Origin of the sequence: Chryseobacterium sp. OV279 (genome assembly GCF_900128945.1) — a bacterium.
In the GTDB taxonomy this organism is placed as follows: domain Bacteria; phylum Bacteroidota; class Bacteroidia; order Flavobacteriales; family Weeksellaceae; genus Chryseobacterium.
Genome location: NZ_FQUD01000004.1, coordinates 735,446 through 761,909, shown reverse-complemented (window position 1 = coordinate 761,909; position 26,464 = coordinate 735,446). Strand labels below are relative to the sequence as shown.

Below are 26,464 nucleotides of genomic sequence, written 5' to 3'. Positions count from 1 at the left end.
AAAACAACCACAAACCACACCCGTTCCACAACGGCACTTAAATAAGATAATCATGAAAAAGATCATTATACTGGCAGCAGCTATCTCAGGAAGCGTAGTTTTTGCACAGGAAAAGAAATCCGATACGGTAAAAGCAAAAGCTATAGAAGGAATCACATTGACGAAGCAGGTTTTTAAAAAACAAAGTGACCGTTTTGTTTATGATGTTGCCGCTTCACCGGTGGCCAAAGGAAATACCACCTTTGACCTGTTGAAGCAGACTCCCCTACTTTCTTCAACAGATGATAAAACACTGAAGATTGCAGGAAAAAATAACGCTCTGATCTACATCAACGGAAGAAAAACCAATATGGATGCAGAATCTCTGGTACAGCTCCTGAAAAGCACACCGGCGGAAAACATTCAGAAAATTGAAGTGATTACCGTTCCGGGCAGTGAATATCAGGTAGAATCTTCGGATGGGATCATCAATATCGTGATGAAGAAAAAACTGAGCGACGGTCTGAACGGAAACATGAGGATGAGTAATATGCAGAATAAATTCAATGGTTCCAGCGCTTCACTTTCTCTGAACTACAGAAAGGATAAACTGGGAATCAGCGGAAATATTTTTACGGGAGAAAATATTCAGGCTCAATCGTATGTTTTAAAAAACGGAACTAAATTAATCTCCAATGAATCCGTTGGTGACATCAATGATCCGAATAAAAATCTTGGAGGATATTTAAACTTCGATTATCAGTTAACGGATAAGAGTAATTTAGCGCTTACCTGGAACTCATGGTATAATAAAAGTAATGATTCAACGGTAGATCTATTGAATACATTAAGTAACTATAATGCTGACGGAACTTTTAAATCAAGTGAACAAAATAAGTCTCAAAATAGAGAAAATGCCCACTATTACAACAATTCCCTGAATTTAAACTATGAATTAAAAACAGACTCTCTGGGAAGTAAATTGAATGTGAATGCAGCTTACCTGAACTACAGAAGATTTCAGTTTTCTGATAACAGGACTTTAGTTCCTTTAATTCCGGGGACTTCCAGTGATTTTTCATTATTACGTCAAAAAATTACGCAGGATATTCCGCAGGTCATCAATAACTTTTCAGGGACGGTAGATTATATTCAGAAATTTAAAAATGATTTCACGGCTTCTCTGGGCGGGAACTTTAATAAAACGAAAACAGATAATGACACTAAAAATTACAGTTATTTCTACAATGGAAACGGAGATCTTATCGATACTAAACGCGATTTCAATCACTTTATCTATGATGAAAGTATTTACGGGGTGTATTTAACCCTTGAGAAAAAGTTTTCCGATAAATTTTCAGGAAAAGTAGGCGCAAGATATGAAATCACGAAGAGTTTAGGAACTTCTGACAATCCTCAGAATACGGAAGCTCCTTACCAGGAAATAGAAAGAAATTACAATAATTTCCTGCCTTATTTGAGTTTCAATTATACCATTAACGATAAGAATAATATTTCATATGCATTTTCAAGCAGAATGCGCAGACCGAGCTTCTGGGAATTAAATCCGGTAAAGAACATTCTTACTCAAGATAATTATACTCAGAACAACCCATTTGTAAAGTCATCTTCTACCTATAATCAGGAGTTAACGTATATGTTTAAAAGCTCATACTTCCTGATCTTGAACCACTCTTATTTCAAGGATATCATCACTCAGGTTCCTTTACAAAGAGAGATTGTAAGAGATGATGTGAAATACAGACAATTGGCTTATATCAGAACCAACTTCGGTGACAAGCAGGAAATGTCTGCCATGATCGGAATGCAGAAAACGTTTTTCAAGCAGTATCTGACAACGAACTTTAATATCGGTGTCCAGCATAATATCAATAACGGAACATTGAATACGGATCCAACGACAGGACAAGTTTTTGACACCTACATCAATAAAACCAAATCTACGAGTATGGTGATTCAATCGAACAACACCATCCGTCTGGATAAGAAGAAAACCTGGTTTCTGGGAGTTAACTATTTCTATGTAGACAAACAGCAGATCGAACTGGGAATGTTGAAAAACCTGATGAGTTTAGATCTGAGTATCAAGAAAAACTGGAACGACTGGACGTTTTCACTTAACGTAACAGACGTTTTGAGAACCAATGTTGTGGAAATTGAAGATTATCAGTCATCAGGGAACTACAATTATGTGAAAAACGATCAGTTCAGACGTGGAATGACGTTCAGTATTGTGTACAACTTCGGAAATCAGAAAGTGAAAAAAGTAAGAGACATCGAAGGGGCATCAGATGCCATTAAGAGCAGAACAAGATAAGAGACTATCTTTCTTCATATTAACTATTTTTGTGGTAACCCGCCGGTATTTCCGGCGGGTTTTTATTGATGATTCATCTAATTGATCTGAATTAGGTTTAAGAACGTTTTATTTTAATGATGTTGAGAAAGTTTAAAACTACTTGGATCTGAGTAGTTCTGTTAACCATCAACCCTGTCAAGGTTCAGAACCTTGACAGGGTTAAATGAGTACTCTTTGTTCTAATCTCGCACTCAGATTAATTATATTATTAAAATTTATAAGCAATGCTTCCCAGAACCTGTGTAGGGTTTTGTGGTGTTAATCTAACAGACCAGGTTTTTTCATTCGTTAAATTATTCACTTTAATGCCTGCTCTGAAGTTTTTGTGATCATAAAATAAGGTAGCATCCAAAGTAGTGTATGCAGGAATAATCACCTTTGCCGTCGTCGTATTGGTCTGGAAAGAATGATTTCCTTTATTTCCTCCGAAACCAATTCCCAAACCTTTCAGCTGTCCGCCTGTCATCTGATAACTCATCCAAAGATTATATAAATTGGAAGGTCCTGAAAGTGCAGGACGCAAACCGTCTATCTTTGCATCAGCTTTCGTCATTTTGCTGTCGTTGTACGCATATCCTGCGATGATATTCAACCCTTTTACAGGATTGGCCGTGAATTCCACTTCGAAACCCTTACTTCTCTGACCTCCGTCCTGAATAGAAAACAAAGGATTCACAGGATCCTGACGCACCATATTCTTAACATCAATATCATAATAACTGATAGTTCCTACCAATCTGTGCCCGAACAAATCTCCTTTCACTCCAAATTCCTTCTGATTGGCCTGTTCAGGTTTAAACGTATTCCCGGAGATATCAGATCCGCCTTTGTTCGTAAATCCGTTCATATAATTTCCGAAAACCGATACTTTATCCTTCACCACTTCATACACCAATCCGAATTTGGGAGAAAAATTCGTCTGCCAATAATCTCCGGTCGTGATATTCTGTGCAATATTCGTCACACCCATATTCTGATAACGGTCTGCTCTTAAACTTACCATCGCCAGAAAACGCTCTGTAATATTGAAAACATCTGAAACATAAACGGCATAGCTGTTATCTCCGTTCTTTTCAATTCTCGGAGTTCCTGATGCAGCAAGGTTATTGATGGCGTCCTGATTAACAGCATAAGGCGCGGTTCCCGTAAAATCGAAAGGAGCCCCGTTCACCGTTACTCTGTCAAAACTGTTGGCATTGTTGTAATAGTCCAAACCAACGATCATTCTGTTTCGGTGTCCTAAAATCTGGAAATCCCCGATAAAGTTCTGCTGGATATTGGTAGCGATAAAATTGGTATTTCCTTTCATCACCTGCAATCTTGCCATGGTATCTGAAGTTCCATTAATAGCGGTAATATAGCCATCGATGGTAGATTTTGCACGAGATACAAGCGTCTGTGAAGTCCAGCTGTCAGAGATTTTATAATTCATCTGGGCAAAAATGTTCATCATTTCTGTTTCATAAGGAATGCCATTGCTTCCGAAGAGTCTGTTGTATGGGAAGCCCATATCTGCGATGGACTGTACTTTATTACTTCCAAGGAAAGGATTGAATCTTACGACAGATGTCGCTTTTTCATGACCGTATTCAATATCGAATAAAAGAGAAAGTCTGTCATTGATCTGATAGGAAATAGAGGGAGCAATAGAAACTGCATTACTGAAACCCAGATCCTGGAAACTCTTTTGAAAAGTAGCCGCTCCATTTAATCTGAAAAGAACTGTTTTATCCTTATTCACGGCTGTGTTTACGTCTGCCGTAAATCTGTTATAATTCCAGCTTCCGGCTGTGAATGATACTTCCCCTCCAAAACCGTTGAATGGTTTCTTCGTCACCCTATTAAACAAACCTCCGTATGTAGAAAGATTAGAACCGAATAATGTGGCAGAAGGTCCTTTAATAGCCTCAATTTTTTCAAGATTGGCAGGATCAATGGTTGTATACGCAAATCCTGAAATCCCGTTTCTCACCATAGGCTCTGTAGTAAATCCGCGGGAAAGAAACGTCACACGTCCCTGATTGGCCAGCATTGGAATACCTGCCCCAGGAATATTTTTAGAGATACTTCCCAGATTCACTGCAATCTGTTCCTGGATCAGTTCTTTAGGAACGCTGATGTAAACCTGCGGCGTTTCCATATTTTTTAATGGAAGCTTCGATACATACGGGCTTTCCTTTTTAGAAAACTTGTTGGTTACGGTAGACAGGGTAATTTCCTGTATGGCAGAAATATTTTCTTTTTCCAGCTGATAATTGACCACAGCAGGTTCATTCTGTATCACCTTCACTTCAATGGTTTTTTCTGCTGAACCGATCACCTGGATTTTAATATGATAATCACCGTCGGTAAGATGTTCAAAGCTGAATTTCCCGTCCTGATCGGTAAGTGTGTGCCTGTTGATTTCCACGAGTTCCACCGTTGCTTCACGGAGTACTTCCCCGTTGTGCTGTTTCAGAATCCCGGATATATTCCCCGAGTTCTGAGCAAGGGCCCATCCTAAGCCTCCGAAAAGGAAGACTGCAGTAGCTATACATTTCATTCAGTAAATTTTTTCAGATGCAAATCTATAGTTTTATTTATACTAAGTAAAAATAATAATTCCCTTTATTGATTAAAATCATATGAAACAGAAATTAAGATAACTCTAAAATTTCTATTTTTATTACTGAAATACTATTCAAATATAACTCACACACTGTATGAAAATTATCGTTTATATTTCTTATCTTAAATTCATAAAAGTCTAATCCATAACCTTTATTACATAGATGAAAAATTATATGATCCATATGGTGAAACGTCTGGCCATTGTGCTTCTTATTTTCAGCTGTAAAGAAAAAACAGTGAAGTTGGGAAAAGACATCAGTTTCCAGAAAGAAGAAAACGTTCATTACGGAAATGATTCCGAACAGATTTTGGACTTTTATCTACCTCATCAGGAATCTTCAAAAAAGAAAGATGTTTTTATGATCATTCATGGCGGAGGCTGGCGTGGTGGAGATAAATCACAACTGACTTTCTTTACGCTGTCGATGATGAAAAAATTTCCGGACTATATTTTCGTTAATCTCAATTACAGACTGGCCACCGCGACCAGTTCCGGGATTCCCAACCAAACGGATGATATTGAAAATGCAATCCAATATGTCGAGGGAAAACTGAAGTATCATCCTAAGTTCATACTTCTTGGAAACAGTGCCGGTGCTCATTTATCAATGTTGTATGCTTACCATTTTGATGCTAAAAAAAGAGTAAAAGCTGTGGTGAATATTGTGGGACCTTCCGATCTGTCAGATCCCGGTTTTGAAAAATATACAGATTATTCATTCGTTAAAAATTATCTGGTGAATCCTAAAGCAGTCGTTTCCGGAATGTCTCCAACATCCTTTGCGAGCCCGATCAGCTGGGTGAATTCTGCTTCTGCTCCTACGCTCTCCTATTATGGAAACACAGATCAGATTATTCCTTTATCTCAAAAAAGAAGACTGGATTCTGTTTTTACCGAAAATAAAGTACAGCATGAAAGTTATGAATTTAATGGTGGGCATCTGGATTGGGATAAAGCACCTAATGATCGGTTTTTGATTGATAGAATTGCTGCTTTTCTTAAACAGTCCGGCACGCTATAAAAACTCCCGCCGTTATGAATTATATTTCTATATTTACAGACTTTTTTTAACCATTATAATTGTTTGAAAGGTGTAATGATTAAACAAAATATTGAAATTTCCATATTGGTTTATACTAAAAACATGAAGCACTCATTTTTAACTCAGGGGATATTTTACATTCTCTTTTTTTGTTTTTCAACATTAACCGCTCAAAAGTTTACCATCAGTAATAGCACCTCTGAATCTTTAACGGTAAGGAATGGTAAACAGGAAGTGATGATAAAAGATGGGGACAAAAAAGAGTTTTCAAATATAGCAAACAGAATATCAGTTACAGGCTCTCAAAATCTGAACAGATCCATACTTATATTCCTCGAACCAACGGAAAAGCTCATCATCACCCTAAAACAGGGCAATGCCATTTTTTATACCGGAGACCAGCCCGACATCCATGAATATCTTAATGAAAAACTGAACGTTGAAACTTTCGGAAAAATGAGAGACTATCTAAATGCGACTAACAAGAAGAATATCGGAGAATTAAAAAATACTTCAGAAATATTCCTTTCGGATGTTTTAAAAAAAGTAAAATTGTCTTCTGTGCTTGTTTCTCCTGAGGATAAGAGTTCCACCAAAAAATTAAAAAATCATATAAAATACAATTGGCTTTATACCGTACTTACCTCCATGAATTCCCAGAAGGATAGAGCATTTACCCAGCAAGGCCTAAGCTATTACTATAAAAAATATATAGAATCTGATATTGCACAGTACAGCTGCAATAGTGTTTACCAGTATAATGTCATCGAAATATTAGCGAAAAATAAAGAGTTGCTACAAGTCGAGTTTCCAAACTATCCAATTGTTGAGCATACCGATTCTGATAATATCAATCAATATCTTCCAAAAAGCTGTCAAAGATTTTATTTTCAAAAAAAATACGATTATCTCGAGCATATCAATGATCCCGGTCAAGACTATTATAAAACGGTTTTAACTGAAAAATTCAATGAACAATAAAATAAACGGCTATCTACTTAACTGATCTAAAAACTATAGATGCTATTTTAATTTTCCATAAAAAATGCCCTTAAAACATATTACTTTTTAAGGGCATTCTATTAAGTTTGTGAAGTATAATATATTACTTAAAATTTGAGATATTAATTATTGAAAAATCCTGATGGAAAAGTTTTGGCTAAAGCCTTTATCAATGCGTATATCTTGTAAGCGGGCTGAAGCCCGCTGCTATTGAATAAAGAGGAAGCCATCCAGAAATCATTGTCAATGTATCAATATCCTAAACCTTATCAAAAGAAAAAAAAATTAATTCTAATCTTTATTTTTTCAGTTTTAGCGTTTGAGTTTCTTTTCCAAATCTAGTGTATTCTTTATTCTTTATTCTTTGCTCCTATTCCGATTTCGCAACCTCCGTTCTCTCTGAAACTCCATTCGCGTTGAAAGCTTCGATCTGGAAATAGTAAGAATCCGCTCTGTCGGCTCCGGTGAAGAAATATTCGTTCTTTCCGTATACCATGATGCTTCCGTATAATTTATCCGGAGATTTCCCCCAATAGATTACATATCCGTCTGCATCCTGGTTCTGCTGCCACTTCATCCAGATGCTTCTTCTTTCACCGAATTTTTTAGGTTCTGATCTTAAAGGAACAAATCCTTCCACTTTCTTTGGTTTTTCTCCTGCTCCTTTTCCAAATACCCTGAAACCGCTTAATGCAAATTTTCCGGTAGGCATTTTCAGGTTTTCCATTTTCAGGAATCTGGCCTGTGCCGGTTTTTCCAGTTCTATATAATCGTGGGGAACATCTTTGGTATTTTTGCTTTTATCAACAATCACATTCCATTTTTTACCGTCATTCGATCCGTAGATTTTGTACTGATGCATTTTACCCAGGGTTTTACCCATAAATTCAGCATCCTGATCGGCATAATTGATCTGAATGGCATTGATGGTGGAAACTTCTCCCAGGTCTGTTTGAAACCATTCTCCAGAATTTCCTGTTTTTGCACTCCAATAGGTTTTAATATCTTCATCTACCGCCAGGTTCGGCTGATAACCACCTAACGTAGAGGAAACCTGAACCGGTTTATTGTAATTTAAGAGCATCCATCCTGCAAAAAGTCCTTTTGAGAAATCTTTTCCCTGGGCAAACTGAGGAAGAAAGGTTGGATAATCTCCATAAGCGGTATTGGTGTACATTACATCATCCTTATCAAATCCGGCAGGCCAGATTCCCAGTCTTCTTTCAAAATTATTTTTAGTGGAAATAAAAATCGTTGAGATATGCCACCAGTTTTTGTAGTTATCCTCGAAAGTAGCTCCATGTCCCGCTCCTCTCGCAAAACCACCGGGTTTGTAGGAAAAAGGATTGTGCTGCTGGTATTCGAAACCTTCCAGTGGATTTTTACTGACGTAAACCCCATCAGAATACCCACTGAATTCAGTAGCCGGAGCACCGTACTGCATATAATATTTTCCGTTATGCTTTGTCATCCAGGCTCCTTCCACAAAGGGCTGAAGGAAAACATTATCATTATATTCCCCGAATCTTTCCCAACCGTGATCTTCCGGCTTCAGCCTGATAATGGGTTTTGTAAAACCTTCGGACTGCAGGGTTTTCACTTTCACTTCAGTTCCCAGTAACGGCCATTCGTTGCTGGATCCCCAATACAGGTATAATTTATTTTTATCTTCATCATAATGGAAAGCCGGATCCCATGCGCCTACTTTTAAAGTATCGACAGCAATTTTCCAGTCGTCTTTGGTAGGATTGGTACTTTTCCAGATCGGAAAGTCCTGCTCCCACGTAGATCCATATACATAGAGTGTATCTTTCATCGCCCAGACTGCCGGAGCGTTCAGATCATGGATGTATTTATTGTCTCTGAGAAACTTTCTTTTGACAAATTTCCAGTCCAGCATATCATCGCTGTACCAGTATCCTTCCTGATTGGTGGAGAACAGGAATAATTTATTTTTAAAATTAACGATCACAGGATCGGCTGTCGCACGGTGTTTCCCCTGTTTTGAAAAAACTTCGAAAGGTGTATAGCCATAATCGATGTTAATCGGGTTACAGAAAGTTTTCTGCTGGGCGCCCACAAACATCCCGAACAGAACAGCGAATGCTAAAAAATACTGCTGCATCTTCATAATTTTTGCTTAATGAACAAATTTAGGCAACTTTTTTGTCTTTTGTCTCAATTTGAATAAATGAAACGAGTCAAAAAAATTCCGGCCCTGAGACAGGGCCGGAAATATATTTTAATAGAATTTTGTTCAACTATTTTTTCGGAAGAAAAACCTCAGCAAGCATACATCTAGCGCTTCCTCCACCATTCACTTCAATCGTATTCAGATCTGAGTAAATGATCTCACAGTATTTTTCAATAGCGGCTACCTGCTCAGAGGTCAAAGACTGATAGGCAGTCTGGCTCATCACCAGAAATTTCTGTCCGTCTTTATTCTGAACCTGAAGCATATTTCCCGCAAATTGCTGCATTTGCTCTTCTGAAATTTCAATGATTTCTTTTCCTGAATTTTTGATGGTTTCAATCACCTTTTCTCTTTCCAGTTCATCATCGATACAGTCTAAACAGATCACGACAAATTGGTCTGCCACACACATCATAACATTGGTGTGATAAATAGGAAGTCTTTCCGTTCCTACAGTCTGATAAGAATGAAAAACAATCGGTGTAAATCCGTATTTCTCACAGAATTCTCTGAATAATTTTTCATCAAGTCTTAAAGAAACGGAACCGTAAGCAATTTTTTTGTCATGGTCGAAGATCATACTTCCAGTTCCTTCGAGGAAATGCCCCTGAGTTTCCGGGAAAGACCAGTCATCAACTTCTGTCAGTTCAAATCCCTGACTTTTTATCGTTTCAAGAATATCTTCTCTTCTTTCCACTCTTCTGTTGGACGCGAACATCGGATATAGAACGACTTTTCCGTCTTTATGGAAACTTACCCAGTTATTCGGGAAAATAGAATCCGGTGTGTGAGGATCTAATGTATCTTTTATAGTGATCACATTCACTCCTTTGCTTCTCAGCTTTCCAACAAAAGTGTTAAATTCCTCCAAAGCCTTAGACTGAATATCAGAACCTTTCTGTTCTACCTGAAAATAGTTGTTTTCCGCTGTTTCAGCGTTGTAACCGAATGCAATCGGCTCTATCATTAATACTGTATCTGTTGTTTGCATTATTTTAGATTTAAAAATTAAAAGATTGAAAGATTAAAAGATTTGGCAATTACCGAATCAGCAAATCATCTAATTTTCACATCAATCTACTCTCTCACCAACGGCATTGTAGAGCAACGTAAAAGGCCTCCCATTTTAGAGATTTCTCTGTAAGGAATTTCTTCCACGGTCATGCCCCATTCGTTTCTCAGGTGATTGTTCATTCTGGTGAATGTTTTATCTGACACCACAACGTCAGGAGAAATGGAGAAAATATTCGGGAACATTTCAAACATTTCCTCGTCATTGAGATGGAAACAGTTTTCTTCCCCGAAAATATCAATGATCAGGCGATAATCACTTTCATCTACAAATCCGTTTTTATAAATAAGACATTTATCTTTTCCTACCGGATTGAAGGTACAGTCCAGGTGCAGAATTCCTTCGAACGGAATTTTATCATTTTTCTTTAATTCAAGATCGATGATTCTTTTCTTCGGAAAATATTCTTTTAAAATTTCAATAGCGTATTCGTTGGTTCTCGCTGTTTTATAATTTCTGTAATCTTCGCTGAAACATGTTCCTATAAAAAGGAAATCATCCCATACAATAACGTCTCCTCCTTCGATGTGTGCCGTTTCCGGAAGATTGATAATCTTTCTCCAGGCTACTTTTTCAAACACTTTTTTGTAGGCCTCCTGCTCGTCAGCCCTGTCTGCAATCACGTTTGAGATGATCATTTTATCGTCAATCACGAAAGCTACATCTCTTGAAAAAACCTGGTTGTAATCTTTGATAATGCTCGGGCGAAGAACCTCCACATCATATTTTTTTAGTATTGCTTCGAAAGCATTCATTTCATTGATGATATCCTCCTCTTTCGGATACATATTGTGTTCGATAGAGTAATATGACTTCGCGTCATAGCTCTCTTCTAATGTGGGAACACCTCCCATTGAATTAGGCTGACCTAGAACAACTGATTTCAGTCTGCCCGTTTCGTTTTTAATGTTTAGTCTCATAAAGATTTATGCAATACTACAAATATAGGTAAAGGTCTGTATCTGGAAAACTTTTGAATTGCTTTATCCTTATAATTTTATCCAATATTCCGGTTACTCTAAGGAAGGTTTTATTTACAGTTATTTTATCCGCATAATACAAGAAATACAGAAAATACCACCATACGATACTCACATATAATTTTAGTGTACGCGCTTACCGCTCAAGTGTACGCACTTACTTAATATAACTGGTTTTACTTTCCTGCTGCAGCTACATTAGCAGTATTAATTTTAAATCTTATTATTATGAAGAAAAATCTTACCTTTTTATTAACTGTTTTATTGACAGTGGTATCTGTAACCGGTTTATTTGCACAGAATTCGTTTAGTGTTAAATATGTTGGAGAAGCGGGTCGCATTAACCCTACACCTGTATCTATAAAAGTGGAAGCAGATTATGACCGTCATAAACACATTATTTCTCCTCCTAACAGTTCTACCCAAACAACTCCTGTTCTTGAAAGCAAGCATATTGCCAACGGGGGAACAGTTGCTTACCTTTCTGCTCCGGCTCCAAGTCCGAATACTGGGCAAACCTTTGAATTGTTTCATTTAAAGGTGGTGTGGAATGCTACAGGTGGACTTCCTCTTGCATTTGGGTGTACCTTTAATAATGCACAGATATTGGCTGCCAATAGTGGAGCTGAAATAGAGAGAATGGTGTCGGGTACCAAGGTACGTCTAAAGGCGATCTATTCAGGTACACATGTTCTCTATCAAATTACTCTCAAACCACTTTAAGCGAGCCGATCAGTATTCAGCACAAAATAATAAACTCTGTTTTTGCAAGCAGAGTTTGTTTTTTTTATGATTCCCACTAAAAAATCATACTGCCAATTCATCTACAACCGACTATTTTTCATCTACATAAGAAGCAAAAAAATATAAATACAATAAAATAAATTCCTATCTTAGTGATATAATTTCAATGGAATTATCATTTTAAAACTTTAATTATTAACACCAAAAAATCAAAATCATGAACAAGAAAAATCCGGTGCTGAAAAACGCACAAAAATTAGGAAGAGAGCAACAGAAATCCGTTATGGGAGGAGCTATTCCACCAGGAAACAGAAGATGTTGCGAGTGGGATGATGTTACAGGAAAATGCTATATCTGGACTTGTGACAGATGTATGTGTCCATAAAATGAATAAAAGCCTGCCTGATCAAACAAGCAGGCTTTCTTTTTTTACCTGGCCCTGTTTTCTTCTTCTGTTTTCTGGATTTCTTTAGTCTGATACTTAGAACTTCCAAAACTGTAGCCCACAGAAAGAATCAAACGGCTGCTATCCCACCAATGCGTAAAACGGTTATCCATAATCTGTTTATGCCTGAATTCCAGTCGCTGATCGTAAGAATCAAAAATATTGTTGTAGCTGATTTTTGTATTCAGGGTATTATTAAACCATGATTTCTGCAAGGATAGATCCACCGTATATCTTGGCTTTATGATGTAGAGACTGTTTCCGGTTTTGGATTCATAATTGGCAAAGAGATTAACTGTATATCCTTTCGGCAAAGAAAAAACCTGATTAACGCGAAGTTCATAATTATATACTTTTAAGGCAAATACCTCATCGAGATACGGCCTGAATTCATCATTATAATATCCGGCGATCTGGCTGGTGATATTCCACCATTTCGTCAGTTTTACGGGAAAACTGGTTTCTATTGAGGCAAACTTCCGATACGGAAGATTCGTTCCCAGATATTCCAAAACATTAGTTTTCGGGTTGTACAGCGGATAACGGGTCATCACATCTTTCTCTTTTCCTGCAGTAAAACTGGTCACCCAATTCTTATAACGGTATGTAAGTTTGATCTGGCTGGTGAAAGAAGGCTGCAGATAAGGATTCCCGATCCAATAATTCAGCGGACTGAAATAAACCCGGAACGGATTCAACTGTGAAAACACAGGCCTTGTCATTTTTCTGCTGTAGGATAAAGACAATTCATTAGATTTATTGAATGCATAAGACGTACTGAAAGACGGCAGCCATTCCAGATAATTTCTTGACACAATGGAATCTCTGGTTACAGCATCTGAAGTACTTTGTGTATTCTCAAACCGCAGCCCTGCATTCACCTGAAGCTTTCCGAATTTCTGTCTGTAAGATACATAACCGGCCCAAATTTTCTCTTTATATGAAAACATATTGCTACGTTCCGGATCAAAGACAAAACGGTTGTTGACAGACAGCGTATCATATCGGATATTGTTATCTGTATCTGAACGGCTGTATTTCATTCCCGCTTCAAGATCTGCATTACCTATCTTTTGAGAAGCATCAATCTGCACGGTCTGAATGTCAATCTTATTCAGCAAATCAGATTTCCAGTAAGATAAAAGTTGAGCGGTAGGCTGATCTCTATTAATAAAATCATCATTCTGCTTATTTGTAACGGAAAGATAATTTCCTAAAAAGTTCAGCTTAAAACCTTTGTTCTGAAATGTATAATCAGCGGTGATCCCATAATTTTCCTGAGAATACTCCGTCGGGTTTTCACTTTGGGTATTAAAGATCAACTGTGATTCATCCCTGTTAGTCGTATAAAGCGATCCTAAACGGAACCGGTCACTTTGTCTGAAATTTCCTCTTAAGCTGATACCCAGCCTGTTTTTATCATTCATCCTGAAATCTGCTCCGGTCTGAATACCATACACGGTTCCCTCATCTTCCTGATACGTATTGGTTCTCATGACATTGGTATTGGCAAGTTTCTGTAGTGCATTATAACGATAGGTGGAAATCCCATTATTGTAGGTGGCTTGCAGACTGTATGCTGTTTTTTCTGTATTGTAGGAAAGATTTAAAGCGTTTTCCCTGTAGCTGAACTTATTTGCATAAGTATTTCCATTGTAATTTCCTTTCCAGCCGAGATTTCCATTTTTTTTCAGTCTAATATCGATAATGCCTTTGAATTCCGCGTCATATTTTGAAGAGGGATTGGCGTTCACTTCTAGAGACTCTACCATTTCCGGTGGCAATGAACGAAGATAGGATTGTAATTCCTGACTGCTCATCGCTACGGGTTTTCCATCAATAAATATCGCAGGTGCAATTCTTCCCCCAATAAAAATGCCCCCTTCCTGATCTATGGAAACGCCGGGAGTTTTTCTTAAAACCTCAAGAAGATTAGCCGATGTTTTAAAGTCTTTATTTCCGGAAACGCTCATCACGATATTTCCATCACTGAGCTTGATATTTCTGGCTACTGAACGGATCACCACTTCAGAAATATTTCCAACTGCCGGTTTCAATTCAATCAAAGAAAAATCTCCGGTCTTATCCAATTCTTTGTTTTCGTACCCGTCTTTTTGAATGACAATATAAGAGTTATCTGCTCTGTTGTTCAACTGAAAAACGCCTAAGGAATCTGTGAGAACTTTTTGAATGATGCGCCGGTCTGATTTGTTAAACTGAGAAACTTCAGCCTGAAAAACCGATGCTTTTGTCTCTGAATCCAAAACTTTTCCTTTAATTGTTTCCTGACCTTTTCCAAAACAGAAAATAAATAAGAGCGGCAGGAAAAGCCATAATCTGATTTTCATAAATTCTAAATTTTATGAAACCAAAAGTAGCGGGATGAAGGAAAAATAAGGTTTTGAAGTTTAAATTCCGCAGTACGAAATTATAATTCTGAACTCTGTAACCTGGCCTCAGAAGGGATTTGAGACTGTTTGTACAGAAGAGGTGTTGTATTTTTGATTTTTTTGAATGTGGAAAAGAAGGTAGACTTGGAATTAAACCCAACCTCATAACCAATCTCTTCGATCTTCAGGAAAGAACCGTTTTCTATTTTTTCGCAAGCTTCGCTGATCCTGTATTCATTAATGTATGTAGAGAAACTTTTACCGAGATTATCATTCAGCAGTTGGGAAAGCTGATGGGCAGACATATTCATTTTGGCAGCCAGATCACTTAATTTCAGATTTGGATTTTTGTACAATTCTTCGGAATTCATCAGTCGTTCAAGTTTTGAAACAAAGCTGTCCACCAGTTCTTCTGAAATCTTTTTATTGGTATATTTTGGAGCTTCCTTTACAGACTCCTGATCACTCTTTTTACTGAATATAATTAAAAAATTAGCATACAGCACAAATGAGAAAACAAGACTGCCTCCTGCGCAGTAAATCTGAACCCATCCCGTAGAAATTAATTGATAAGCCAGAAAAATAATCACATTGCTGATCATCACGGGAAGGAGAAACTTATTGGAATTTTGAATCGTCCGTTTTGAAAAAATATAATACTGGTACACCGATAACAGTACAAATACTGACCAAACCGTATAAATAAAGGTTCCGAAATATCTGTCCCAGGTCACCGGAAAGAATAAATATACCAATCCAACGGCTCCAAGGATCAACGTCAGAATACCGAAAGAAGTTCTGCACTGTTTTAAATCAAATTCTTCCCGTAAAAATGATGATCTGACATAATAATATAAAGCCGGGCCCGTAAAAAACAATGCTGACATTCCAAGATGTGGAATAATTCTCGGCAAATCCGGATAAAAGTACATCCCAACTGAAATACCTACTCTGGTACTTAAAGTCAGTAAAATTAAGCCTAAGAAGAAATCCGGAAGGTATTTGATCTTTTTGACAAACAGAAGATAGATCCCGAGCAGCAACCCATTAAAGGCTCCTACCGCACTGAAGAAAAATAACATCTGCTGTCCGAAAGTCATTGTATTTGTTTTTTATTTTGATGTAAAGATGGTCATTTCAATAGGAACGGACTTTAGTCCGTTTAATTAATAAACATCATTCATCCTGCTTTAGCCGAAACCTATTGACGGTTATCAACTTATGGGAGTAAATTTAATAAAATTATTGTGTCCGAATTCATTTAATCTGATAAAAGATTCCCCTTTAAATTTTTGTACTTTAGACTATTCTTAAATCAATGAAAAAGTCTGATCAATCCCTTTACAATATCTGCATAGCTTCAATAAAACGGAAAAAAATGAAACTTAACGATTTCAGGTGGACACAGTTTTATGATTCAGATTCCAATCCTAAATTATTATTTCAAAACTTCCCAATTGATTTTGCGGAAGAAGAGCTGATTATTTGCTCAGTTATTATTGATTCCGACAATTACAGTATTTTAACAACAAGAAAACTAATCACCAACAATAAGGGGAATATAGAATCTGGAAGTTTGATCAATGCTAAAAACAAATGGTATGGAGAATTTAAAAGCAAAACGGATCTGTATACCATAGGGGAAGTTGAGTTATCTACTGGTAAAAGATTATTCTATTTTGTAGAAACTGGCAAAGCTTCAATGATTATGATTTATGGGGTAAGAACTTTAGTATTTATCAGTCAGGAAATTTAATTTCAAAACAACAATGTAAAATAAAAAAATCCCAAAGCAAGCTTTGGGATTTTATTTATGATAAAAACAGTGATTATCTGTTTGTAATATCGATGTAATCTCTTTTTTGAGCACCTTGGTAAACCTGTCTTGGTCTTCCGATAGGGTCTCCTTTGATTCTCATTTCTTTCCACTGAGAAATCCATCCCGGAAGTCTTCCCAATGCAAACATTACCGTGAACATTTCTGTAGGGATTCCTAACGCTCTGTAGATGATACCTGAATAGAAATCTACGTTTGGATATAGTTTTCTTTCTACGAAGTACTCGTCTTCAAGAGCTACTCTTTCTAACTGCATAGCAATATCAAGAGCTTTATCCTGGATTCCTAATGCACTAAGGATATCGTCAGCCGCTTTTTTAATGATTTTCGCTCTTGGGTCAAAGTTTTTGTATACTCTGTGTCCGAAGCCCATTAGACGGAAGCTGTCATTTTTATCTTTAGCTTTTGCTACCCATTTGTTAACGTCTCCACCATCTTTTTCGATCAATTCAAGCATTTCAATTACAGCCTGGTTAGCGCCTCCGTGAAGAGGACCCCAAAGTGCAGAAACACCCGCAGAAATAGAAGCGAAAAGACCTGTGTGAGCAGAACCTACCATTCTTACTGTAGAAGTAGAACAGTTTTGCTCGTGGTCAGCGTGAAGGATTAATAATTTATCAAGAGCATCAACAATTACCGGGTTTACTTCGAATTCTTCGTTTGGTAATCTGAAAGCCATTTTGTAGAAGTTTTCTACGTAGTTCAGGCTGTTGTCTCCGTGGTTAAGAGAAAGACCCTGAGTTTTTCTGTACGTCCATGCGCAAAGGTGAGAGAACTTAGCAATCATCAATTCTGCAGCGTGGTCCATTTCTTCTTTAGAGTTTACGTTAACGGCTTTAGGATTGAAAGCGGTCAAAGCGGAAGTTAAAGAAGATAAAACTCCCATTGGGTGAGCAGAACGAGGGAAAGCATCGATGATTTTTTTCATCTCCTCTGCTATAAAGTTATATTTTTTAATGTTGTTGTTGAAAGTCCCGAACTGGTCCTGAGTAGGTAATTCACCATGTAATAAAAGATACATTACTTCTGTGAAGTTAGATTTCTCAGCAATCTGCTCGATTGGATAACCTCTGTAGAATAATTCTCCTTTATCTCCGTCTAAGTAAGTGATGTCGCTAAGAGTAGCTCCAGTGTTCTTGTACCCTAAATCCAGAGTGATTAAACCTGTCTGGTCTCTTAATTTTGAAATATCAATTCCTCTGTCTCCGATAGTACTATCCACGATTGGATATTCATATGAATTACCGTCGTAATTCAATATTACTTTGTTGTCTGACATTTATTTATTTTTTTTCTAAATATACTACTTATTACAAAATACGGCAAACAAAAATTATCGCTTGCCGTCATTTATAAATTCAATTATCTTTTAATTTTGAATGCATCTAAACCAGGGAAATAAGCTGTATCGCCCAATGCTTCTTCAATTCTCAACAGCTGGTTGTACTTCGCCATTCTGTCTGATCTTGAAGCAGATCCTGTTTTGATCTGTCCGCAATTCATAGCCACTGCAAGGTCAGCAATTGTAGCGTCTTCAGTTTCTCCTGATCTGTGAGACATTACTGAAGTGAACTTGTTGTTCTGAGCCATTTGTACAGCATCCATTGTTTCAGTAAGAGAACCAATTTGGTTTACTTTTACAAGGATAGAGTTAGCGATACCTTCTTTTACTCCTCTTGACAGTCTTTCTACATTGGTTACGAATAAATCGTCCCCTACAAGCTGTACTCTGTCACCAATTTTATCGGTAAGCATTTTCCAACCTTCCCAGTCGTTTTCCTGCATACCGTCTTCGATAGAGATGATTGGGTATTTAGCGGCTAATTCAGCAAGGTAAGACACTTGCTCGCTGCTTGAGAACTGAGCGGCATCCGGAGTCTGGAATTTTCTGTAATCGTAGATTCCGTCTTTATAGAATTCTGAAGCTGCACAGTCCAGTGCCAGCATGATATCGTCACCAGGCTTATAACCTGCTTTTTCGATCGCCTGAAGCAATGTATCCAAAGCATCTTCAGTTCCTTTGAATGTAGGGGCAAAACCTCCTTCGTCCCCTACTGCTGTAGAAAGACCTCTTGAATGAAGAATAGATTTCAGGTTGTGGAAAATTTCAGTTCCTTTTCTCAATGAATCAGAGAAAGATTCTGCTTTTACCGGCATGATCATGAATTCCTGGAATGCGATAGGCGCATCAGAGTGAGATCCACCGTTAATTACATTCATCATAGGAACAGGAAGGGTGTTGGCATTAACACCTCCTACATATTTGTATAAAGGAATTCTTAGCTCAGCAGCAGCAGCTTTTGCTACAGCCAGAGAAACTCCTAAAATTGCATTAGCACCCAGATTTCCTTTGTTGGCAGTTCCGTCAAGATCAATCATGATCTGGTCGATAAAGTTCTGCTCAAAAACCGGTTGTCCAATTAAGTTTTCTGCAATAATTTCTTTTACATTTTCAACAGCTTTCAGGACGCCTTTACCCATATAATCTGAACCGCCGTCACGTAATTCCACTGCTTCATGTTCACCTGTAGATGCTCCTGAAGGTACTGCAGCGCGTCCCATGGCTCCGCTTTCCGTAAATACATCTACTTCAATGGTAGGATTACCTCTGGAATCCAAAATTTGTCTCGCTTCTATGAAAGAAATTGCACTCATATTGTTTAGTTTTAAACCATCGGCACATGCTTCAGGCTGTTTTATTAATAATTATACTTGATCACAAATTTAATGAAAAAACTAACCTGATGAAAAAAACAGGGCTTTAATATTTGGTAATAAATCATAAATTCTCCAAACTTTTTTACGATTTGGAGAATCTAGAAATATAATTAATTACGGCTTTATCTTATAATTTAAATTTACCTAATCCTACCAATAAATTCAATGCAACGATGAGATTTCCCTTTTTCTCATATTCACCCTCAAAATTTCGTCCAAACGAAAAGGTAAGCCTTTGGTTTTTAGCGACCTCATATTCAAAATTAAGAACGTATTTCCAGGATGATTCAAAATCAGATTTATTTAAAATACTTCTGTAGATACATTCCCCACTCATAAGAAATCTTTCATCAAGCAGTTTGAGTACAAGTCTGGATCCCATATCAAACGTGTGAAGGTTTTCTTTTTTTAATTCGGGATTTGCTAATGGCGTTTCCGGATTGTATAAATATCTTGCCATACAAATCAGGGTGAATTTCTTTTCCGAATTATATCCACCGGTAAGCCAAGCCCCTACCTTACTAATTTGTGTATTATTAAATTTATTGTTTCTAAAATCTAATACGGTTCCCATTGACATATCGAGAAAATAACCGTAGCGTTCTAACTTAATATCCTGAGCTATTTTAGTAATCTCCTGTATTTTCTCCTCTTCTTCTTTGGTATCACGTTCTTTTAAATAAGTCTCTTTTTTAACTCTGATTTCTTCAACCCTTTTCTCTAAATCCTTATATTCCGGGGTATCTCTCTGATTGGCATCTTCCAAAAGCTTTTTTTTCTGCAAAAGAACTCTGTTGATATTGTCTAGCCTTTTCGATTCTTTATTAGTCTCATCTGTACTAATTCTTTGCTCTTCTATGAATTGATGAACTGTATGAATTTTATCCAGTGCATTCATAGTCTCATCATTGAATTTTCCTCTTTTAATGGAAAACTTTATCCCAAAACCCAGCCTTGATTTTTCTTCTATATTCAGTTTTTCATCTTCCGCTATCCCTTTAAAAGCAAGAGAAGTCACAAATGTCTGTTTAAAAGTTGTCAAAAAGTTGGTGTCAGTTCTTACATCCTGGTACTTTCCATTCAGTTTAAATGGAGCCAGATCAATCGCAAATGAGGTTGGCAGACTGGAAAAGTTACTTGTTCCTTCCCTTAAAGAAACCATGATGCTTTTCAGATCCGTAGGTTTTTCAATATCAGAAGTAGCAATATCCAAAAGATTGGCTCCCGGTGATGCTTGTGCTCTTAGTACATCCAAATCAATCCCTTTTTCTTCCTGTCCGGAATAAAAATGAGATAGTAATATGAGTATGAGTACAAAACTCAATTTTAGTGCTTTCATGATGCATTTTAATAAAAGGTTATATGATGTGTATAAAATGAAACTCCTCCTTCATTTTTAACTTCAGAAGTGTGAGTATCATGATAAACAGTTTTCCCTGCTTGTCTGATCTTTACATTCAGAATTGTTTTATTACTCTCTGTACTTATATCCTGTATCATAGATTCTATACTCAGGACATTCCCGATCAGCTCATTACATGTCCCTATTAAAATATTATCTGTGGATACATTAATAGATTTGCTTGGTTGGTTGGTCCTTAACACTTTAAAAGTAGAAGTTCCTAACTGCCCTTCACCCCCAAAATAGATTGAAACTGTAACCGAGGATCCATCATCAGGCAGTCTTAAATTTTTAACAGCAACATATCTGTTGTCATTATCCTGTACAGTCGATAGAGCACTACTTGTCTGTAATTCCATAATTTTAAGATTAAGCAGTTGAGCCTGTGTATTCATTATTTTTGCTAATTGGTCTTTTTTAGTTTTCATGGTCATTAGGTTTTTAGTTTATAGCTCAAAGTTCTGCTAAAGAAAACGTCATGTCAATTACACAAAAGGGTGATTATAACAACAAAAAAGCACCACTTTTCAGTGATGCTGTCTCTATACATATTTTTTCTTTTTACAGTAAAATCCGAAAAAGAACTTCTGTTCCGGAGCCTTCGGATAGAATTTCACATTCGCCGTTTTGCTCCTGCATGCGTCGCTTCATATTCCGGAGGCCGTTTCCTTCGGTTTTTTCATGATGAATTCCGATTCCATTATCAGAGACCTTCATCATGAATTCGTTATCCTTTTGAATAAATGAAAGCTTTAGCTGATTAGACTGGCTGTGTTTGTAAGCATTATTCAGAGATTCTTTTAAGCATAAAAACATATTTCTCCTCAGTTCTGTAGAAATCGGAGTATCTGAAATAATGTCCTCGCTTTCTGACCATAATTTGATCTTTGTTTTTTTTAGAAAGTTATCCGCATATTGAATAGCATAATCTATGAAGCTCCCCACCGTATCATTTCCAGAGTTTAGGCTCCAAAGCATTTCCCTCATGGATAGATTCATTTCTTCGGAGGTTTTCAGAAGTTCGTCCAGGTCATTCTGGAGATCATCATTTTCTGCTTTCTGTTTCAGGAATTCCGCCTGAAGTTTTAACGCTGAAATGCCGGCTCCAAGATCGTCATGCATGTCGTGCGAAATACGTTCACGTTCCTGTTCTATGGATTTTTGTTTTTCGAGTTCTTTTTGGAGGAGCTGGTTTTGGTGTTCAATATTTAATTGTTTTTCTTTCAAATAAAGAATCTGTTTTTTATTATACATTAGTACAACAAAAATTATAAATACTGCAAAAACCAATATCAGGATAAATGCAGTAACATAAATAAATTTTATTTCAAATGGAAGTTCTTTCATTTTTTACACAATAGACCTTTGACAAAAATAAAGTAAGAAATAACAGTAATAATTTGGAACGTTATTTTTAGCATATAAGAAAATTCTATATCTGTTTTAACAAAAATGTACATGGGAAACATTCTAAAAATATAAAAAACGGCCCAAAGCAATAATGAACTACTAAACCAAAAAAAACTAAGATGCAAAATATTATCTTCTCTATTTTTATTTGATATTTTCATATAGAACCAGAATAAAGAAATGAAAATTAAGAATATGGAATAAAGAAATCCAGTAATAATAGAATAGTTTTTAGTAGAAATCATGATAAAAAAAGATCCTGCCAAACAGCTCGTGACAGTAATCAATTTAATGGTTTTACTATGATCCGTTTCCCTGAAATAAAGATATCCAAAATAACAAATACAAAATATGTCTAAATAATTATAAATCCGTGAAGTAATAAAATCTACTTTCAAAGTTACGAGCAACTCAACAAGAATCGTAATTCCAAAATATAGCCAAAAAAATTGTTTCCAGAGATTTCTAAAACCAATGGAAACAATAAAACATAGTATTATAATTACATAATATAAATAATCTAAGAAGTTCATTTAGCAATTTGAATCATCCGGAGGAGGGCAAAGGCCATTTCTGTCAAATATTACAGCTTCTCTTAAATCATTAAAATCACTAGTTTCATCACCAAAGCTTATCATATAAGTATATCTATACTTATAACTTTCTTTCGATGGATTATTTGTATCATTATCCATACAGATAGCAGGGAATAAAATCATCGCCTCATAATTTTTATCTTTTAGATATTCAAAAACATTTCTAGTAATTTCAAACTTTCTAGTATTTTTCAGCTTATCTTTTCTTCTATTATGTAAGTACTCATCTAAACTTGCTCCTAAACCTGGTGATGCAGCGAAGTTATTTATCCAGTTAGAGTCAATTTTCGTTAGTTCAGGGACATCATTAATTTGATAGTATTCATCTTTAACTTTAATACATAGTATAATTTCCGACCTTGTTTGTGCTAAATAAACACTTATTTTGTCATTGTTATTCTCAAACAGTTTTTCAGCAATATTCAAAAAAATACGGGATGTTTTTTCATAACTATCTGGAAATTCTTCTTTAAATTCTCCCATAAATTCCTTTGGTAAAGGAGAATTTTCGGGAAAAGGTTCTGACACTTTTGGATATTTGAAATCAACCATATCATAAAATTGAAAATTTCTGATATTTTTAGTGTTATTATAAAGACCTTGATATTGGTCATAACGTCTTACATTCACTTCCTCTTTAGCTTGAAAAGTCTTACAAAGCTCGATAATAACTTTTAGTTGCTCTAAATCAAGTTTTTCATTTTCGTACTCACTCTGGATTAATTCCAAAATCAAATTTAATTTTTCTGGATTCTTCATAATGTCTAGTTTTTAAAATTGTTAAATTTATTTATCGCCTCTACCTTATTACTGACATGCAGTTTTCGGTAGATGTTTCCTACGTGTTTTTTGACGGTGTCGATGCTGATGAACTTCTGGTCGGCAATTTCCTTATACAAAAGGCCTTTTGAAAGAAGTTCAAGAATTTCTTTTTCGCGTTCGGTGAGATCATCAAAATCTTTGGTTTCGGGAAGCTTTTTTTCGAAGTGGCTCAAAACTTTTCGGGCAATAGACAGGCTCATTGGCGCGCCACCATTGTAGACATCGCGGATAGAGGACAGGATTTTATCCATACTTTCTCCTTTAATAAGGTAGCCCATAGCACCAGCTTTTAAAGAATTGAAGATCTTTTCATCATCTTCGAAACTGGTACACATAATGAACTGTGTTTCCGGCATTTTTTTCCTTAGTTTCTCGATGATTTCAATTCCCAGCATATCCTGCAGCTGAATATCCATCATCACCACATCCGGAGAAATATCGGGGAGATTTTTCAGGGCGTCATTCCCGTCGAAGAACTGGGCGGCCACCTTCATGTCATCCTGGTAATTGATGACTTTCTTCAACGCATTGTTGTAGTTCTTTTCGTCTTCTACTATGGCGATGGAAATCCTCATTGTTTTTTTGTTTAAGACAAATTTCGTAAGAAAACAAGGCGGAATCAATTACACTTTTGTGTAATTTTGAGACTTGAGTTCAGGGTTATTGGTTTGTTTTTTGTTTCTACTAAATTTACTTAAATTTCTGTTACGATAGAAAAACAATTCATTACCCATACATTAAAAAATAAATATCATGAGAAAAAGTCTTTTAATAGCTGGTTCAGCTGTAGCATTATTATTAACCAGCTGTAAAAAAAATGAAAGCGGAAACAAGAACGTGATCAAGATGGACAGTTCTACAACTGTGGTCACGGATAACAATGGAAAAATAGATTCTGTAACTGAAAGTTCTTCCACCATTGAAGTGAATGGCCAGAAAACTGAAAAAACAGATTTCGTGTACAAAGCCACAGACGGAACATTGGTAAAAGTAGTGTTCAAAAATGATCCAAAAGAAAATACAGTTGCGATTACCAGTAACAAAAAAACATTTACTCTTCCTAAAACTGAAACCAAGAATGGGGAAACCATCTATACGAAAGATGATATGACCGCAAGGGTTAAAGGCGACAGTTTGCACCTTGAGCAAGGGAATAATGTGATTGAACTGAAGAGAACGAAGATTTAATCCTTTTTTGGGATACCAGGTTTTATGATCAGGGTACCACAATAAAAAAGCCATCCGGAATCCGGATGGCTTTTCATTTATATCTGAATGAAATATTATTCTTCAGTTTTCTCTTCTGTAGAGTCTGTTGCTTCAGCCTTAGGCTCTTCAACTTTTTCTTCTACTTTAGGAGCATCAGCAACTACAGCTTCTTTTTTAGCTGTTGTAGCTCTTCTACTTCTTCTTGTAGTCTTTTTCTCTTCAGCATTAGGATTGTAAAGTTCGTTGAAATCAACTAGCTCGATAAGAGCCATGTCAGCAGCATCACCTTGTCTGAATCCAGTCTTGATGATTCTTGTATATCCACCGTTTCTTTCTGCGATTTTAGGAGCTACTGATCTGAAAAGTTCAGTAACTGCTTCTTTACTTTGAAGATATGAAAAAACAATTCTTCTATTGTGTGTAGTATCTTCTTTTGCCTTTGTTAATAGAGGTTCAACATATACTCTTAAAGCTTTAGCTTTAGCTACAGTAGTGTTGATTCTTTTATGCTCAATTAGAGAACAAGCCATATTAGAAAGTAAAGCACTTCTATGAGAAGCTGTTCTTCCTAAGTGATTGAATTTTTTACCGTGTCTCATTATTAATTATTTATCAGCGTCTAACTTATATTTTGCAACGTCGAAACCGAAGTTAAGACCTTTTGAATGCACTAATTCTTCTAGTTCTGTCAAAGATTTTTTACCAAAATTTCTGAATTTCATCAAATCAGACTTACTGTAAGAAACTAGCTCTCCAAGAGTTTCTACTTCAGCTGCTTTCAGACAGTTAAGGGCTCTTACAGAAAGATCCATATCTGCTAATTTAGACTTAAGTAATTGTCTTGTGTGAAGTGTTTCTTCATCATATTGGATAGATGCTTTTACAGCTTCTGTTTCAAGTGTGATTCTCTCATCAGAGAACAACATGAAGTGATAAATTAATATCTTAGAAGCTTCTGTCAAAGCATTTTGAGGACTGATGGAACCATCAGTTTCTATATCTAATACAAGTTTTTCGTAGTCTGTTTTTTGCTCTACACGATAATTTTCAATGCTGTATTGTACTTTCTTAATTGGCGTGAAAATAGAGTCAATAGCAATAGTTCCTACAGGAGCATTGTTTGACTTATTTTGTTCTGAAGGAACATACCCTCTACCTTTTTCAATATTGAAAGTGATTTCGAAAGTTACATCACTGTTTAGGTTGCAGATCAAAAGATCCGGGTTCAGCACCTCAAATCCGTTGATAGACTTACCTAAATCACCAGCAGTAATAACCGTCTGACCTGATACTTTAGCAATTACCTGCTCGTTGGCCTGGCCTTCTGCTGAAGCTTTTAATCTTACCTGCTTAAGGTTAAGAATAATTTCGGTAACATCTTCGATTACTCCTGGAATAGTTGAAAATTCGTGCTCTACACCTTCTATTTTGATAGATGAAATAGCATATCCTTCCAGAGAAGAAAGCAACACTCTTCTCAAAGCATTACCGATTGTAAGCCCGAAACCTGGTTCTAATGGTCTGAATTCGAATTGACCTTTAAATTCATCAGAGTTAAGTAAAATTACTTTATCGGGTTTTATGAATTGTAAAATTGCCATATTATTGGGTTGAGCAAAAATTTGATTAAA

General features: G+C 36.4%; 22 protein-coding genes. 7 read left to right on the top strand and 15 right to left on the bottom strand.

Features of this window, described 5'->3' with window-relative positions; genetic code table 11:
• Positions 1-52 precede the first annotated feature (52 nt).
• On the top strand, positions 53-2,317 hold the full coding sequence (locus tag BUA72_RS20555) for an outer membrane beta-barrel family protein (protein ID WP_072924860.1): 2,265 nt from the start codon (positions 53-55) through the stop codon (positions 2,315-2,317).
• A gap of 250 nt (positions 2,318-2,567) precedes the next feature.
• Here the strand turns inward: BUA72_RS20555 and BUA72_RS20550 are convergent, their stop codons facing one another.
• Positions 2,568-4,901: a TonB-dependent receptor gene (locus BUA72_RS20550; protein WP_072924858.1), complete on the bottom strand. Its 2,334-nt coding sequence runs from the start codon at positions 4,899-4,901 to the stop codon at positions 2,568-2,570.
• A 229-nt stretch (positions 4,902-5,130) separates the two neighbouring features.
• Between BUA72_RS20550 and BUA72_RS20545 the strand changes: the two genes are divergently transcribed.
• On the top strand, positions 5,131-5,991 hold the full coding sequence (locus BUA72_RS20545) for an alpha/beta hydrolase (RefSeq protein WP_072924857.1): 861 nt from the start codon (positions 5,131-5,133) through the stop codon (positions 5,989-5,991).
• 123 nt (positions 5,992-6,114) lie between these two features.
• Entirely contained in the window at positions 6,115-6,993 is an 879-nt protein-coding gene (locus tag BUA72_RS20540; RefSeq protein WP_139259655.1) for a hypothetical protein, read from the top strand.
• A gap of 391 nt (positions 6,994-7,384) precedes the next feature.
• Here the strand turns inward: BUA72_RS20540 and BUA72_RS20535 are convergent, their stop codons facing one another.
• The 3 genes from BUA72_RS20535 to BUA72_RS20525 all read right to left on the bottom strand — a co-directional run bounded on the left by BUA72_RS20535 (position 7,385) and on the right by BUA72_RS20525 (position 11,200).
• Positions 7,385-9,139 (bottom strand): discoidin domain-containing protein, encoded by a 1,755-nt coding sequence (locus BUA72_RS20535; protein WP_072925082.1) that lies wholly within the window; start codon positions 9,137-9,139, stop codon positions 7,385-7,387.
• Between the two features lie 136 nt (positions 9,140-9,275).
• Positions 9,276-10,199: a citrulline utilization hydrolase CtlX gene (gene ctlX / locus BUA72_RS20530; RefSeq protein ID WP_072924854.1), complete on the bottom strand. Its 924-nt coding sequence runs from the start codon at positions 10,197-10,199 to the stop codon at positions 9,276-9,278.
• An 86-nt stretch (positions 10,200-10,285) separates the two neighbouring features.
• Positions 10,286-11,200 (bottom strand): dimethylarginine dimethylaminohydrolase family protein, encoded by a 915-nt coding sequence (locus tag BUA72_RS20525; protein WP_047454323.1) that lies wholly within the window; start codon positions 11,198-11,200, stop codon positions 10,286-10,288.
• 288 nt (positions 11,201-11,488) lie between these two features.
• On the opposite strand from BUA72_RS20525, the gene BUA72_RS20520 reads away from it, so the two are divergent.
• On the top strand, positions 11,489-11,983 hold the full coding sequence (locus tag BUA72_RS20520; protein WP_072924852.1) for a hypothetical protein: 495 nt from the start codon (positions 11,489-11,491) through the stop codon (positions 11,981-11,983).
• A gap of 238 nt (positions 11,984-12,221) precedes the next feature.
• Positions 12,222-12,389 carry a hypothetical protein gene (locus BUA72_RS24535; protein ID WP_153397679.1) on the top strand — a complete coding sequence of 56 codons (168 nt, stop codon included), beginning with the start codon at positions 12,222-12,224 and terminating at the stop codon, positions 12,387-12,389.
• Positions 12,390-12,433: 44 nt separating this feature from the next.
• On the opposite strand, the gene BUA72_RS20515 is transcribed toward BUA72_RS24535, so the two are convergent.
• Positions 12,434-14,797 carry a TonB-dependent receptor gene (locus BUA72_RS20515; RefSeq protein WP_083544261.1) on the bottom strand — a complete coding sequence of 788 codons (2,364 nt, stop codon included), beginning with the start codon at positions 14,795-14,797 and terminating at the stop codon, positions 12,434-12,436.
• Positions 14,798-14,877: 80 nt separating this feature from the next.
• Positions 14,878-15,939, bottom strand: a complete 1,062-nt coding sequence (locus BUA72_RS20510) for a helix-turn-helix domain-containing protein (protein WP_072924851.1) — start codon at positions 15,937-15,939, stop codon at positions 14,878-14,880.
• A 278-nt stretch (positions 15,940-16,217) separates the two neighbouring features.
• Here BUA72_RS20510 and BUA72_RS20505 point away from each other — a divergent pair, with 278 nt between their 5' ends.
• Positions 16,218-16,595 carry a hypothetical protein gene (locus tag BUA72_RS20505; RefSeq protein WP_139259654.1) on the top strand — a complete coding sequence of 126 codons (378 nt, stop codon included), beginning with the start codon at positions 16,218-16,220 and terminating at the stop codon, positions 16,593-16,595.
• Between the two features lie 73 nt (positions 16,596-16,668).
• On the opposite strand, the gene BUA72_RS20500 is transcribed toward BUA72_RS20505, so the two are convergent.
• The 7 genes from BUA72_RS20500 to BUA72_RS20465 all read right to left on the bottom strand — a co-directional run bounded on the left by BUA72_RS20500 (position 16,669) and on the right by BUA72_RS20465 (position 24,199).
• The gene (locus BUA72_RS20500) at positions 16,669-17,955 is read right to left on the bottom strand and encodes a citrate synthase (protein WP_034725958.1); all 1,287 of its coding nucleotides are present in this window, start codon (positions 17,953-17,955) and stop codon (positions 16,669-16,671) included.
• An 83-nt stretch (positions 17,956-18,038) separates the two neighbouring features.
• The gene (eno, locus tag BUA72_RS20495; RefSeq protein ID WP_034725959.1) at positions 18,039-19,331 is read right to left on the bottom strand and encodes a phosphopyruvate hydratase; all 1,293 of its coding nucleotides are present in this window, start codon (positions 19,329-19,331) and stop codon (positions 18,039-18,041) included.
• A gap of 190 nt (positions 19,332-19,521) precedes the next feature.
• Positions 19,522-20,733 carry a hypothetical protein gene (locus BUA72_RS20490; RefSeq protein WP_072924848.1) on the bottom strand — a complete coding sequence of 404 codons (1,212 nt, stop codon included), beginning with the start codon at positions 20,731-20,733 and terminating at the stop codon, positions 19,522-19,524.
• A gap of 8 nt (positions 20,734-20,741) precedes the next feature.
• Positions 20,742-21,224, bottom strand: coding sequence for a hypothetical protein (locus BUA72_RS20485; protein ID WP_072924846.1), 483 nt, complete (start codon positions 21,222-21,224; stop codon positions 20,742-20,744).
• A gap of 133 nt (positions 21,225-21,357) precedes the next feature.
• A complete protein-coding gene (locus tag BUA72_RS20480; RefSeq protein WP_228407929.1) occupies positions 21,358-22,023 on the bottom strand; it encodes a sensor histidine kinase in 666 nt (221 codons plus the stop codon).
• 716 nt (positions 22,024-22,739) lie between these two features.
• A complete protein-coding gene (locus BUA72_RS20470) occupies positions 22,740-23,561 on the bottom strand; it encodes a hypothetical protein (protein ID WP_072924841.1) in 822 nt (273 codons plus the stop codon).
• A 5-nt stretch (positions 23,562-23,566) separates the two neighbouring features.
• A complete protein-coding gene (locus BUA72_RS20465) occupies positions 23,567-24,199 on the bottom strand; it encodes a response regulator (RefSeq protein ID WP_047454307.1) in 633 nt (210 codons plus the stop codon).
• A gap of 178 nt (positions 24,200-24,377) precedes the next feature.
• Between BUA72_RS20465 and BUA72_RS20460 the strand changes: the two genes are divergently transcribed.
• Positions 24,378-24,812 (top strand): hypothetical protein, encoded by a 435-nt coding sequence (locus BUA72_RS20460; RefSeq protein WP_047454306.1) that lies wholly within the window; start codon positions 24,378-24,380, stop codon positions 24,810-24,812.
• A 95-nt stretch (positions 24,813-24,907) separates the two neighbouring features.
• On the opposite strand, the gene rplQ is transcribed toward BUA72_RS20460, so the two are convergent.
• Both rplQ and BUA72_RS20450 read right to left on the bottom strand, forming a co-directional pair.
• On the bottom strand, positions 24,908-25,432 hold the full coding sequence (rplQ, locus tag BUA72_RS20455) for a 50S ribosomal protein L17 (RefSeq protein ID WP_034725967.1): 525 nt from the start codon (positions 25,430-25,432) through the stop codon (positions 24,908-24,910).
• Between the two features lie 6 nt (positions 25,433-25,438).
• Positions 25,439-26,434 carry a DNA-directed RNA polymerase subunit alpha gene (locus tag BUA72_RS20450; protein ID WP_034725969.1) on the bottom strand — a complete coding sequence of 332 codons (996 nt, stop codon included), beginning with the start codon at positions 26,432-26,434 and terminating at the stop codon, positions 25,439-25,441.
• Positions 26,435-26,464: the final 30 nt, after the last annotated feature.